We start from the raw sequence: 14328 nt of genomic DNA, 5'->3' as shown, positions 1-14328 counted from the left end.
AAATTTTGGGTAAATACATTTAAATTAATTATTTAAAAAAAAATATTCCTAACTTCACAAGACCTTAACACCCAAAATATTATGAAAAATTTACTCTTTATTTTCATGGCGTTATCTTCCCCCATTTATTTCGCGCAGAATATTGTTTTGGAAGCTTTCGCAAGTGGCTTTACCAGTCCGGTAGAGATTGTACATGCCAACGACACAAGACTTTTTGTGGTTCAGCAAAATGGGTTGATCAAAATTGTTCAGCCGAACGGAACGGTGAACGCTGCGAACTTTATCAATTTGAGTTCGAAGATCACTTTCAACGGAGAGCGCGGCCTTTTAGGTTTGGCTTTTCACCCGCAATACAGCACAAATGGCTACTTTTATGTATACTACAACAATACCGCGGGAAATATTACACTCGCAAGGTATTCGGTGAACAGCACAAATCCTGATGTCGCGGATATTACGTCCGAAAAAATTCTGCTGAACATTACCAAACCCTTCGATAATCACAACGGCGGCAGCATTCACTTTGCACCGGACGGAAATTTATGGATTTCGACGGGCGATGGCGGCAACGGCGGCGATCCGAACAACAACGCGCAGAACAAAAATTCGCTGCTCGGAAAGATGTTGCGCATCAACGTCAATTCCACAGGAAATTATGATATTCCGTCGGACAATCCTTTTGCAAATACGGCAGGCGCGGATGAAATCTGGTCTTATGGCCTTCGAAACGCCTGGAAATTTTCCTTCGATCTGACCACGGGAAACGTCCTGATCGCAGACGTCGGTCAGGGTTCATTCGAAGAAATTAATAAAATGCCGATCTCTCAAGCCGGTATTAATTACGGTTGGCGGTGTTATGAAGGAAACTCGGCTTACAACACTGCCGGCTGTGCCCCAATGGCAACCATGACTTTTCCGCTCGCATTTTATAACCACTCTGGCGGAAAATGTTCGATCACGGGCGGTTACGTTTATCGCGGCACAGAGTATCCGGCTTTCGCGGGCAAATATTTTTTCGCAGATTACTGTTCCACGCAGATCGGTCTGTTGAACGCGGATAATTCCATCACCTGGTCGCCGGCATTCGCAGGGAATAATTTTGCCACCTTCGGCGAAGATGCTCAAAAAGAATTGTATGTGGGAGCGGTGAATAATGGCATTATATACAAAATTAAAACAACGACGTTAGGAACGGACGCCAGCAGTAAAGATCAAATTCAAATGTATCCTAATCCGGCTACGGAAAAAATAGTCGTGAAAGGGTTGAAAACGAAAAACAATACGGCAGAATTCATTAATGCAGAGGGTAGAAAAGTTTTGGAAGTTCCAGTGAGTGATGATGGAAGCATTGATATTTCCGGCGTAAAAACGGGTATTTATTTCGTAATCATTAAATCCAATAATCTAAAAGTGTATTCGCAAACGGTGATAGTAAAATAGAACAGCGAAGCAACACAAATCCGCGCCCAGTTCAAAGTTGTCTTGCTTTCAGGCTTTTTCTAAAGTTCGATTTCAAAATAACAAACGTCGGCATTTTGATAATGCTCCTGCAGGCCCGAAGCATCCTGCAGCTTTTTCATCCCTAAAAATTGAAATCCGGCGTTTTTGTAGTGATTGATCAGGCGATCATTTTGTCCGCAGGTGTCCATTCGGATGAATTTTCGGTTTTCTTTTTGGCCAAAATCTTTCGCCCAGTTGGCGATAATTTGAACAAAATTCAATCCGCGGAAATTTGGATTGGTTGCGATCCGGTGAAGATAAACGGCATCGTTATTTTCTTTTTCTTCCCAAATCTGCGCATCATTGTAGGTGATCGACCAAATGCAGGCAATCTCATGATTGATTACCAGTTTGAACTGGCGGTTTTCCAGCACTTCGGTGGCGATAAAATCCTCGTCGAATTCGGGCCAGACATTGCCGGGAAATTTTGCCTTCTGATATTCGGTGGCGAGGTGATAGAGGCGGAAAATTTCGGGAATATCATCGAGCGTGCTGTTGGAGATGGTCATAAAATATAATTTTTTTAAATATGGACTGCTTTAAAGATAATCAAATACTTCAAAAAAAATAAATAAGTTTTATCTCAAAATTATTTTAAAAAAAAAGCGGCTTTAAAAGTCGCTTTTAGTTTTTGCATGATTTACAAGATTAAATGGTCATCGAAAAAATTCGGGTTTCGGGTTTGTTCCGAAGCATTCTTAAGTCGAAAGTCATCGCGACATTTCTCGTAAAAGCTCGTCCTTTGTCCGTAATGGCAATTTTGTTTCCGGAGATTTCAACCAAACCGTCTTTTTCCATTTCTTTTAAGGAATTTAAAGCATTTTCGATTTCGGGGAAGCTGGTTTGCAAATCCCAGGAGGTTTCCAGGCGACACATTAAATTCAAAATATGTTTCCGGATGACCAGATCTTCATCGTTTAGAATATGACCTTTAACCACGGGTATAATTCCCTGCTCCACCAAATTCTGATATTCCTCGACACTTTTGTTATTCTGCGCAAAGGCATACCAGGAATCAGAAATTGCCGACATTCCCAAACCGACCATCAATTGCGTTTTGCTGGAAGAATAGCCCATAAAATTCCGGTGAATATCTCCTGACAACATCGACTGGTAAAGATCGTCGTGCTCCAGCGCGAAATGATCCATTCCCACCTCAATATATCCTAATTCCTGCAGTAATTTTTTTCCGTTTTCGTAAAGTTTTCTTTTTTCTTCGCCACTCGGCAAATCATTTTCATCGAAACCTCTTTGTCCCACGCCTTTGATCCAGGGAACGTGCGCGTAAGAGTAGAACGCCAACCGGTCCGGTTTTAATTCCAAAGTTTTGCGGATGGAATATTCCATTTTTTCCCAGGTATGAAAGGGAAGGCCGAATACCAAATCGTGGGAAACGCCTTTGTATCCGATTTCTCTTGCCCATTCCGTCACATTTTTCACGTTTTCGAAGGGCTGAATTCTGTTGATGGCTTTTTGAACAACGGGATCATAATCCTGAACGCCGAAACTGCAGCGACGGAAACCTAAATCGTACAATGTTTGCAAATGCGCTTTCGTCGTGTTATTTGGATGACCTTCAAAAGAAAATTCCGGATGTTCTGCAATTTCGGCTTTAGAGAAAATTCCTTCCAGTAAAATTCTCAGATTTTCCGGCGAAAAAAATGTTGGTGTTCCACCACCCAAATGGAGTTCCTTAATCTTGGGTGTTCTGCCAAACAATTTTACATAGAGATCCCATTCTTTTAAAACGGTTTCCAAATAAGGCGTTTCTACGGAATGCTGCTTCGTAATTCTTTTATGGCACGCACAAAACGTGCATAATGCTTCGCAAAAAGGAAGATGAATATAAACGGAAATCCCTTCGGAATCGTTGGTTTCATTAAAAGTCCGGAGGACGGATTGCTGCCAAAAATCGCCTGTAAAACTGGCTTCATCCCAAAAAGGAACGGTGGGATAAGAAGTATAACGAGGCCCGGGAATATTGTATTTATCGATTAAAGAATTCATTTCGGAAAATAATTTTTACAAAGATTGATGAAATTCAGTCTGAAATTTCATGGTGCAAAAATACGAAATAAGTTACGAGTGCCGAAATGATCGCATAGAAGTTGTAAATTCTGATGATGAGATTTAACAGTTTTTGACAAGCTTATTTTTTAATTTATTTGTTTGGGAGAAAATTCATCTTCACAATCCTGTCCTTCCCGGCGAAAACAAGCGTGTTTTCATCGATCCAGTCGCAGACATATAATCCTTTTTCTTCGGAAATTGTTTTCCAGGTTTTGCCGTAATCGGCGGAGAATTCGATGTTTTGATCTCCAACCGCAATAATATCTTTTCCTTTGGAATTGGGGCGGAATTTTACGCAGGTTTTGTAGCCGCCGTTTTTTCCGGAAGCCTGAATCTGCCAGGTTTTACCGCCATCGTGTGTTGTGGCGATGTTGTTGATGTTTTCGGCTTGTTTTGTATAATCTCCACCCACGGCAACTCCGAAGTTTTTATCGTAGAAGTCGATGGAGTAAATTCCGGTGGAGGAAGTTCCCTGGACGAAAGGAGTCTCAAAAGCTTCCCACTTTAGAGGATTGCTCCAGGAAAATTTAAAAATGCGTGCGTGCGTTCCGCCTGTGGCAATCCAAACTTTTCCGCTCTTCACGGCGATATTGGTATTGCTCGCCGCAAAATGAGCTTCACCCGGGAAATATGTTGGGAAGTTAGTTTTCGCCTGATTATGAGGATTAACGGATTTCAAAATTATGATAGGATTTCCACGTCCTTTTTCATTGGGATCACTAACGGCAACTCCTCTGTCGTATCGGTCAAAAACAAAAGCATCAAAGAAGGCCGTTTTCTTATTGTCTGTGAGGAGAATCGACGTCTTGAGTGTTTTCTTGTTGATTTTATAGAAGTAAGCGGGACTTAAAATATTAACTGCATAAAAATATTCAGGTGATTGCGCCAAAGTTCTAAACTCCAATTTTTTTTCCGATAATCTCGTCTGCACTTTATCTGCAGAATCCTTTAAACTCACATAACCAAATTTAGAATCTGTACCGGTATACCAAACCTTTCCATCATAAATTTGCAGAGCGCGAATGCTTATTTTGTCTTTCAGTAATGTTTGAAATTCGACTTTCTGTGCGATGGAAAAATTTAAAACTAAAAAAAAAGAGGAAGAGAAAAATCTTTTTCATAAAACGTTAATTTACTCAAAAATAGAGAATTTAGGAATAGGAATACAATAGGCTGCTCATATAAATCCAGGTGACTTGGAGACAGGTCTACTCTATTGCTCCCTAAAAGTATAGACAAAAAAATCCCACCAAAAACGGTGGGATTTACTGGTTATTTTTGATCATTCAGTTTCGAATGTTTCTTACTGTATGCAAAATAAATAATTAAGCCTAAAGCCAGCCAAATCGCCAGTCGTTCCCAACTTTCTTTCGGTAAACCTGCCATTAAAGCGACACAGATTACAACACCTAAAATCGGTAGAAATGGAACAAGCGGAACTCTGAAACCACGAACTGCGTTCGGATTTGTTTTTCTCATGACGATAACTCCGATGCAGACAAGCGAAAACGCAAATAAAGTTCCGATACTTACCATATGCCCCAAATCTGAAACCGGTACAAAGCCGGCAAATAAACTTACAAATACCATGAAGAGCAAATTCGTTTTCCACGGTGTACTTGATTTTGGATGCACATCGCTGAAGAATTTTGGGAGCAAACCATCCACACTCATGCTGTAGAAAACCCTGCTTTGCCCCATCAGCATCACCAACATTACAGAAGTATATCCCGCGATAATGGCGATGGTTAATGCGGAATTGAGGAAGGTATAACCCGTTTTCGCAAATGCAGTGGTTACCGGACTTGCGTCACCTTTGAAGTTGACATAATTTTCCAGACCTGTTAAAACATAAGAAAAGAGCACATATAAAATGGTACATATAATTAATGAACCGATGATGCCAATTGGCATTCCTTTTTGCGGATTTTTAGCTTCCTGGGCGGCGGTACTTACGGCATCAAAACCGATAAAGGCAAAGAATACAACACCGGCTCCTCGTAAAATACCACTCCAGCCGTAATGGCCAAAATAATCGCTTTGGAAAAACTCAAAGAATCCCAGCTTACCCTGATCCATCAGGACTTCACCTTCATTAATAGGGATGAAAGGCGTATGATTTTCCGGGTTGATGAAGCCCCAACCTAAAGCAATAAATACCAAAACAACGGTAACTTTCAAGATCACCAGAACGTTGTTTATAAAAGCAGATTCCCGCGTTCCTTTTATTAGAAGAAGAGAAAGAAGGCAGATAATTAATATCGCAGGTAAATTTAAATAGCCCGGAGTTTCATCCCAGGGTCCGTGTAATATGGAATTGGGCAAAGTAACCCCAAAACTCAGCATAAATTTGGCCACGTACTGCGACCAAGAAGCGGCTACGGTGGCGGCGCCCAGCGCATATTCCAAAACCAAATCCCATCCAATAATCCAGGCCATAAATTCGCCCATTGTTGCATAAGAATAAGTATAAGCACTACCTGCAACAGGAATCATAGAGGCAAATTCGGCATAACAAAGGCCGGCAAACGCACATCCCAAAGCCGCTAATATAAAGGAGTAAACTACGGCAGGTCCTGCATTATCTGCAGCTGCAATTCCGGTAAGGGAAAATAAACCGGCTCCAATAATAGCACCAATACCTAGAGCCACGAGCGAGGCTGCACTCAATGTTCTTTTAAGTCCCTTTTCCGAGTCGTCTGCCGTTTGCAAGAGCTGACTGAGGGATTTCGTTTTCCAAAGATTTGACATTTTTTTTTGTTTAAGATTTCCAAAAATATAAAAAATTAGTAATTATTACGTATAAATCGGCAAAATCTTTTTCGCTAAGGCTTTTGAAAGCGATAAAATCCTGACTTTCATGATAAAAATGAAAAACCGTAAAATTTAAGTTTTAAGTGAGTGAATTTCCCGTGCGTTTGATTATTGAACGACAAATTATAGCGAAACTTTAAACGAATGTTCCTTCATTTTGCTTCATGAAAAAAGAATCCGTTCTACTGAAATCAACATTAACGGATCACAAATGAGCTTTAAGCTTCTACACAGGAAAATGATACCTCAAAATGTTGCAGTAAAAGGGTGTCCATATTTTTTTCCTAAAATCTTTATCTTTGAACCCATGAATCTCCACGAACTCTTCCTCAAACCTTACGAATCTTACCAAACCTACCAAATTCTTCTCGAAGCAATTGCCACCATTTTTGGGATTTCAAGCGTTTATTTTTCCATCAAAAAAAACATTTGGGTCTATCCAACGGGAATAATTTCGACAGTACTCTATGTTTACATTCTTTTCAAATTTGGCCTGCTCGGCGATATGATGATCAACTTTTATTATACAGTGATGAGCTTGTACGGTTGGGTGTTGTGGGCAAAAAGTTCGGAAGATCATGTACACGTCAACGTTTCCTGGGCAACAAAAAAAGAATGGATCTTTGCGGGGATTTTGTTTGTTTTGAGTCTGATTTTGGTCACCACAGTTTACTACTACAAGCCATTCATCGATAATTTATTTTCCATGCAAAACGTAACCCTCGGTTTGTATCATTTGGATTGGGCCAACTGGCTGGATGTCTTCACCACGGCAATCTTTCTCGTCGGAATGTGGTTCATGGCAAAACGTAAAATTGAAAACTGGATTTTTTGGATCGTTGGCGATCTTATTTGCATTCCCATGATGATTTACAAAGGCTTAGGAATTACCTCCCTCCAGTATTTTGTTTTTACAGCCATGGCTGTTATCGGTTATTTGGAATGGAAAAAGAACCATTTCGCGCCAACTTCGCCTTAATTTTTAGCAATTAATTAACAGATATCCATTCAGCGGTGCGCTCAATTTTGATTATCTTTGCGAACCTAAATAAATAGCGGTATTTCCGCTTTTTTTATGCAAAAAACTGTAGAATTTCACAAATACCAAGGTACTGGAAACGATTTCGTTATGATCGACAATCGTGATCTTGACTTTCCGAAAGACAAAGACCTCATCGAAAAATTGTGCGACCGCCGTTTCGGTATTGGTGGCGATGGTTTAATTCTTCTGGAAAATGACGAGAATGCCGATTTCAAAATGGTTTATTACAATTCCGACGGAAACGAAAGCACCATGTGCGGAAACGGTGGACGGTGCATTGTCGCTTTTGCGAATTTTCTGGATATTTTTGAGATGAAAACCACTTTCGAAGCTATTGATGGTTTGCACGAAGCGGAAATCCACAACGGCACCGTAAAACTGAAAATGATCGACGTAGATTCCATTAAAAATATCGGCGGCGATTTTGAGTTGAATACCGGTTCGCCACATTACGTAACCTTCGTCGAAAAGTTAAAGGATTATAAAGTTTACGAAAATGGTAACAAAATCCGAAATTCTGCGTCTTATTCCACAGAAGGAATCAATGTTAATTTTGTAGAGGAAGTCGGCGAAAACGAGATTTTTATCAGAACCTACGAACGCGGCGTGGAAGATGAAACGTTCAGTTGCGGAACCGGCGTAACGGCTGCGGCCCTGGTTTATTTTAAAGATAAAAACGAAACCTCGGTGAATGTAAAAGTTTTGGGTGGAAAGCTAAAAGTTTATGCTGACAAAGTAGGCGAAAACTACACAAACATTTGGCTGGAAGGTCCGGCAACACAGGTTTTCAAAGGAAAAATTAATTTATAGCATTTTCATTTTAAAGATATATGAAAAAAAGTTCAGGAATAATTTCGATCATAGTATTGCTCATTTTTTTGATCGGTGGTTATTTCGGGTTTCAGTATTACAAAAAATATTACGGAAATAATGTGGAAAAAGAAGGCTACGTTTTAATTCCGCATTCTGCGAATTTTAATAGCATTCTGGATTCTGTTGCGCCATATTTAAAGAATAAAGAAACCTTTGCAGAAGTTGCAAAAACTAAAAATCTAAATAAATTTTTCAACGCTGGCCGCTATCATATAAAATCCGGGACAAACAATACCGATCTTGTTAACATGATTAAAGCCGGAAACCAAACCGAAAACACCTTCCGGATCGGCGACTTTTTCACGGTGTATCAAATGGTGGGTAAAGTGGCAAAAAAAACAGAACTCGATTCTTTAAAGTTTGCCACAGATTTAAATAAGATCGCCACCGATAAAGGCTACGCCAATGCCGAAGATCTGAAGAAATATTTCTTCATCGATACCTACAACTTCTTCTGGACGGTAACACCAAAAGAATTTTTCAAAAAATTTGAAGATCAGTACAATGATTTTTGGAGCGCGGACCGCAAAGCGAAAGAGAAAAGTTCGGGTTTAAGCAGAGATCAGATATATGCGCTTGCGTCTTTGGTTTTTAAAGAAACCGGCGGCAAACCCGACGAAATGAAAAGAGTTGCGGGATTATATTTAAACCGGTACCGAAAAGGCATGAAACTTCAGAGCGATCCAACGGTAATTTACGCCGTGAGCAAAGCCAATAATTTTCAGGGCGAGACGCTGCGTCGCGTGTTCTACAAACATTTGCGCGAACCCTCGCCATACAACACCTATTTTTCCGCGGGAATTCCGCCCGGACCCATTTGTATCGTCGATAAAAATTCCGTGGAGGCTGTGCTGGATGCGGAAAAAAACGATTTTATCTTTATGGCCGCAGACCCGGAAAAATTTGGTTTCCACCGTTTCACGGCAAGTGACACCGAACACGCAAAAAATGCGAAGGCCTATCAGGACTGGCTGAATTCCAAAAACATCAAATAGCAAAACAATTTAAAATACTTAAGTTTTTAAGGGAAGCCTGCGAAAATATTTAAATATTAATCAAACATTTAATTTAACTTTTTGAAAAAAAGAATCAGTATAGTTTAAAAGAAGATTATGAGGAACAGAATTGAGATTTCATCAATTATCAGAAAAAGGACATTAGGGTTAACTCTTGTCTTAGGGGCAGCAAGTTTAGCCTTTGCACAACAAAAAGTAAACGTCAGCGGAACCATCGTAGATAAGCAAAACAACGCGGTGCCCTATGCGTCGGTATCTTTCAGCAACAAAGCGGACAAACTTTTCAGCGATGCCACTTTAACGGACGAAAAAGGAGCATATCAGCTCGCGCTGGCACCTGGTAATTACGATATTACCATTGAGGCGATCGATTTTAAAAAAGGTACGCTTAACAGACAAATTGCCGCGGCAGGAAGTTTAGGAAGTTTTTCTGTGGAACCGGAAAACTCTATTACCAATACGAAAACATCAGATATTCAGGGGGTTGTAATTACTGCACAGGCGGTAAAAGCGTACCGTGTAGAAATCGACAAAAAGGTGTACGATCCTTCTTTAGACATCGTGGCTAAAGGTGGAAATCTTCAGGATGTTTTAGCCAACGTGCCCTCGGTTGATGTTGATACGGACGGAACAGTATCGATGCGCGGAAACTCGAACGTGCGGTTTTTGATCAACGGGAAGCCTTCCTCCATGCTGGGAATTGATGATGGCGCAAATGCACTACAATCCATTCCGGCGGATCAGATTGAACGAATTGAAGTTATTACCAATCCGTCCTCCAAATATGAAGCAAGCGGCACGGCCGGTATTTTAAATATCATTCTGAAAAAATCGAAAAAAGTAGGTTTCAACGGAAGTGTGGAGGGAACTTTAGGTTATTTGCCCACTTCCAGACTGAACACCAATTTAAGCTGGAGAAAAGGCGCCTGGACGTATTACGTTAACGGTGGCGGTGGCTACAGCAGAAATAAGTCGACCAATAATTCAGAATTCAATTCTTTTCTTAACCCGGAAACTCTGAACGACGGCTTCTCCCTGAAATCGGTACAAACCGGTATTAATAAAGGGGAAAATAAAAATTACAACGTTACAACAGGATTTTTGGTAGATCTTACCGATAAATCGACCTTGAACGCCTCTGTGATGTTTAGAAATTTTAATAACGAATCTACCGGAGAGACCAATTATTTCGATAACATCATTATAAAAAACAGATTGGATCCTGCATATCCAAATGTTGCGTATACCTTAGAGGATCAGTATACCAACCGCCTGAATGTGGGAACGAGCAGAAATAATTCTTTTCAGGCAGATTTAGGTTTCGACCAAAAAATCGGTGATAAAGGACAGCTTATTACGCTCGCTACAAGTTATCAGAAAAACAAAAGCGATGGAAATTCCGTAACAACAGAAAATGGTTTCGATAACGAAAAGGATGTGCCGACAACGCTGCTGAACAATATTCTTACCCAATCCGACAACACGACGTTTTTAGCCAAGGCAGATTATGAACTTCCGATTGGTGAATCGTCTAAACTTGAAGCAGGCGCCCGTTTCGATTCCAACAAAAATGATTACGATTATTATGTAGATGAAAGTGAAAATAACGGTCCGGTGGCTATTTTACCGGATTTCACGAGTGATACTTCTTATAACGAAAGCATCCTTGCGGGTTATGTGCAGTTTAAAAGCAAAATAAACAATTTTGGCTATCAGTTAGGTTTGCGCGCGGAAAATACAGACATCAATGTTAATTTTAAAAAATTAAATGATGTGGCGAAAATTGACGTTGATAAAAACTACCTTAAATTTTTCCCGAGTGTATTTTTAAGTTACGATCTGGATAAAAACAATCAGTTGTTATTAAACTACTCGCGAAGAATTAACCGTCCGCGGTCCTTCTTCCTCATTCCCTTTATGTCGTATAACAACAACCGTAACCTTTTCAACGGTAATCCAAATTTAGATCCGACTTATGAAAACTCCTTTGAATTAGGGTACAACTTATCGAAAAGTAAAGTTACTTTCAACCCGACCTTATACTTCAAAAAATCGGAAGATGAAGTGAACTTTTACCAGTATTCCGGCGTTAACGACGATGGAAATACAGTAATTTACACGATGCCTGTGAATGCAGGAACCGAAGCCCAGTACGGGTTAGATGTGAATGCGACTTACGATCCCTTCAAATGGTGGAAAATTATGGGAAGTGCAGATCTGTTCGGCTATAAAAACGAAGGTTCGTATAATCTTTTCCCGGATGATCCCACAAAAGAGATCGATTTTTCCGGCGATGGCTTTTCCACAAGATTCCGCTTAACCAACACGTTTAAGCCAACGAAAACCACAAGTTTTCAGATTCAGGGCTTTTATCGTGGCGCGCAAAACACCGTTCAACAGAAAAGGGAACCGATGTATGCTGTTAATTTAGGAGCCAGCCAAACCATTTGGAAAGGCAGCGGAACGATCTCATTCAACATTCAGGATATTTTCAATACCCGGGCGCGGGAAAATTTCCAGACTACAGCGACTTACTCGCAGTATAGTTATATGCAGTGGCAACCACGCCAGTTCAGCATTTCTTTGAGCTACCGTTTCAAACAGGGCGATAAAATAGATCAGCCAAAACGCAGAAAAGACATTAACAGCAATGCTGCGGGAGACGAGGATCAAGGCCCAATGTAAGTTTTAATGGGTAACATCCCTTTCAAAAAACCATAAAAAATCCTGAAAATTAATTTTTTCAGGATCTTTTTGAATTTTTGTACTTCAGATTTCGGTAATCAGGTTATGATTTTCTGCTTTCCAGATATTTCTGCCATTCCCAGGTTGTTCTTAAAGCTTCTTCGAGGGAAGTAGACGCTTTCCAGCCCAGTTCTCTTTCGGCTTTATCGGCATTGGCATATGCGATGGTAATATCGCCCGCTCTTCTTTCACAAATCTGATAGGGAACTTTAACGTCGTTTGCGCTTTCAAAAGCCTCGACGACTTCTAATACCGAGGATCCTTTTCCGGTGCCGAGATTATAAATATCAATAATGGTGTCGGAAGATTCGTTCATGAGTTTCTGCAAAGCTTTTACATGAGCTTTCGCGAGATCCACCACATAAATATAATCACGAACGGCGGTGCCATCCTGGGTCTCATAATCATTTCCCCAGATGGATAGCTTCTCCCGGATTCCGGAAGCAGTTTGCGTAACATACGGAACCAAGTTGTTGGGAACGCCAATGGGTAACTCTCCGAGAAGTGCTGTGGGATGCGATCCGATGGGGTTAAAATATCTTAATAATGAAACTTTCTTTTGATAAGCCGTGGCGAAATCTTTCAAAATTTCTTCGCCCATTTGCTTTGTCTTTCCGTACGAAGATTCTGGCAGTTTCAAAGGCGTGTTTTCATCGATGGGTTGCGCATCAGCCTGGCCGTAAACCGTGCAGGAAGAACTGAAGATAAAGTTTGAAATATTTCTTTTTTTGAATTCCTGCAGAATATTAATGAGAGAAAATAGATTGTTCTCGTAATAATCCAGAGGTTTTTCCTGGCTCTCTCCTACTGCTTTAAAAGCGGCAAAATTTATACAACCGTCAATTTCATAGGCATCGAACACCTGCGAAAGCAATTCTTTTCTCTTAAGATCGAAAGGAAAAAAAACGGGTCTTTTTCCTGCGACCTTTTCAATATTATCAAGGATAAATTTTTCAGAATTGGAAAGGTCATCTACAATGATGACTTGAAAATTATTTTGTAAAAGTTCTACAACCGTGTGAGAACCAATATAACCGAGACCGCCGGTAACCAGTATTGTACCCATTAATTATTTTTATTCATAAAATCCAAAACCGCATCTGTAATATATTTCAGTTGCTCTTCTTCAAGTTCGGTATGCATCGGAAGCGAAATTACCTGATCCAGTAATTTGTCGGTATTTACAAAATCTTTCGGATCACTTTCCTGAAAATAGGCTTTCTGTTTTCTTAAAGCTACAGGATAGTAAATCATGGCGGGAATTTCTTTTTCGGTGAGAAACTGTTGCAGCTCGTTTCGTTTTCCGTTTGTAATTCTTAACGTATACTGATGAAAAACGTGCGTGCTATAATCGGCTCGTTTCGGCGTTAGAATATTGTTTTGCCCCGCAAAAGCTTCGTCATAATAATCGGCGGCTTTTCGTCTGGCATCATTATAACCATCCAAAAGCGGAAGTTTTTTCCGTAAAACCGTCGCCTGAATACTGTCTAATCGCGAGTTTACGCCAACCTCATCGTGGTAATATCTTTCGTACATTCCGTGATTTACGATTCCTCTTATTTTATGAGCCAGCTCATCATCATTGGTAAAAATCGCACCACCGTCGCCGTAACAACCTAAATTCTTCGAGGGAAAAAAAGATGTTGTCCCTAAAACACCCATGGTTCCGGCTTTTCTTACGCTTCCATCAGAAAAAGTAAAATCGGATCCAATGGCCTGCGCATTATCTTCGATTACAAAAAGGTTATGTTCTTTTGCTACGTTCAAAACCGCTTCCATATTGGAGCACTGCCCGAAAAGGTGCACCGGAATAATGGCTTTTGTTTTTGGGGTGATGGCTGCTTTTAGACGATCTATATCAATCGTAAAAGTATCGTAGTCAACATCGATCAAAACCGATTTTAGCTTCAGCAGCTGTACCACTTCCACCGTGGCTGCAAACGTAAAATCTGCCGTAATAACTTCGTCGCCTTCATTTAAATCCAGCGCCATCAAGGCAATCTGTAAAGCATCGGTACCGTTGGCACACGGAATAACATGTTTAACGTCTAAATACTCCTGAAGTTCATTCTGAAAAGATTTTACTTCGGGTCCGTTGATAAACGCTGCAGAATCGATGACGTTTAAAACTGCATTATCTACGTCGGCTTTTATTTTATAGTATTGACTTTGGAGGTCAACCATCTGAATTTTTTTCATAAAAATATTTGTTCAAATTTAGGAAAATTAAGGTTTTGAAAAAATTTAAAGCATCATTGTTTTTCCGGA

Annotated in this window: 11 protein-coding genes; 5 read left to right on the top strand and 6 right to left on the bottom strand. The window is 40.2% G+C overall.

Going from position 1 to position 14328, the window contains the following annotated elements:
* Positions 1–81 precede the first annotated feature (81 nt).
* Positions 82–1440, top strand: a complete 1359-nt coding sequence (locus L0B70_RS09750) for a PQQ-dependent sugar dehydrogenase (RefSeq protein ID WP_235141610.1) — start codon at positions 82–84, stop codon at positions 1438–1440.
* A 59-nt stretch (positions 1441–1499) separates the two neighbouring features.
* Here the strand turns inward: L0B70_RS09750 and L0B70_RS09745 are convergent, their stop codons facing one another.
* The 4 genes from L0B70_RS09745 to L0B70_RS09730 form a co-directional block, all read right to left on the bottom strand.
* Positions 1500–2009, bottom strand: coding sequence for a GNAT family N-acetyltransferase (locus L0B70_RS09745; protein ID WP_235141609.1), 510 nt, complete (start codon positions 2007–2009; stop codon positions 1500–1502).
* A gap of 139 nt (positions 2010–2148) precedes the next feature.
* A complete protein-coding gene (hemN, locus tag L0B70_RS09740; protein ID WP_235141608.1) occupies positions 2149–3507 on the bottom strand; it encodes an oxygen-independent coproporphyrinogen III oxidase in 1359 nt (452 codons plus the stop codon).
* Positions 3508–3661: 154 nt separating this feature from the next.
* Complete coding sequence (locus L0B70_RS09735; RefSeq protein ID WP_235141607.1) at positions 3662–4528, bottom strand: glycosyl hydrolase; 867 nt, start codon at positions 4526–4528, stop codon at positions 3662–3664.
* Positions 4529–4842: 314 nt separating this feature from the next.
* Positions 4843–6321, bottom strand: coding sequence for an amino acid permease (locus L0B70_RS09730; RefSeq protein ID WP_235141606.1), 1479 nt, complete (start codon positions 6319–6321; stop codon positions 4843–4845).
* A 370-nt stretch (positions 6322–6691) separates the two neighbouring features.
* Here L0B70_RS09730 and pnuC point away from each other — a divergent pair, with 370 nt between their 5' ends.
* The 4 genes from pnuC to L0B70_RS09710 all read left to right on the top strand — a co-directional run bounded on the left by pnuC (position 6692) and on the right by L0B70_RS09710 (position 12000).
* Positions 6692–7363 (top strand): nicotinamide riboside transporter PnuC, encoded by a 672-nt coding sequence (gene pnuC, locus L0B70_RS09725; RefSeq protein WP_235141605.1) that lies wholly within the window; start codon positions 6692–6694, stop codon positions 7361–7363.
* 96 nt (positions 7364–7459) lie between these two features.
* Positions 7460–8236 carry a diaminopimelate epimerase gene (gene dapF, locus L0B70_RS09720; protein WP_235141604.1) on the top strand — a complete coding sequence of 259 codons (777 nt, stop codon included), beginning with the start codon at positions 7460–7462 and terminating at the stop codon, positions 8234–8236.
* A gap of 20 nt (positions 8237–8256) precedes the next feature.
* Positions 8257–9294 carry an endolytic transglycosylase MltG gene (gene mltG, locus L0B70_RS09715; protein ID WP_235141603.1) on the top strand — a complete coding sequence of 346 codons (1038 nt, stop codon included), beginning with the start codon at positions 8257–8259 and terminating at the stop codon, positions 9292–9294.
* 117 nt (positions 9295–9411) lie between these two features.
* On the top strand, positions 9412–12000 hold the full coding sequence (locus L0B70_RS09710) for a TonB-dependent receptor domain-containing protein (RefSeq protein ID WP_235141602.1): 2589 nt from the start codon (positions 9412–9414) through the stop codon (positions 11998–12000).
* A gap of 103 nt (positions 12001–12103) precedes the next feature.
* Here L0B70_RS09710 and galE read toward each other — a convergent pair whose 3' ends face one another.
* Positions 12104–13126: a UDP-glucose 4-epimerase GalE gene (galE, locus tag L0B70_RS09705; RefSeq protein WP_235141601.1), complete on the bottom strand. Its 1023-nt coding sequence runs from the start codon at positions 13124–13126 to the stop codon at positions 12104–12106.
* Positions 13126–14259, bottom strand: coding sequence for a DegT/DnrJ/EryC1/StrS aminotransferase family protein (locus L0B70_RS09700; RefSeq protein WP_235141600.1), 1134 nt, complete (start codon positions 14257–14259; stop codon positions 13126–13128). The genes galE and L0B70_RS09700 overlap by 1 nt, the downstream gene beginning before the upstream one ends.
* Between the last annotated feature and the right edge of the window lie 69 nt (positions 14260–14328).

The sequence above is a fragment of the Kaistella sp. 97-N-M2 genome (assembly GCF_021513235.1).
GTDB lineage: Bacteria > Bacteroidota > Bacteroidia > Flavobacteriales > Weeksellaceae > Kaistella.
The sequence above is the reverse complement of the archived record's forward strand: the minus strand, read 5'-3'. Positions and strand labels throughout refer to the sequence as shown.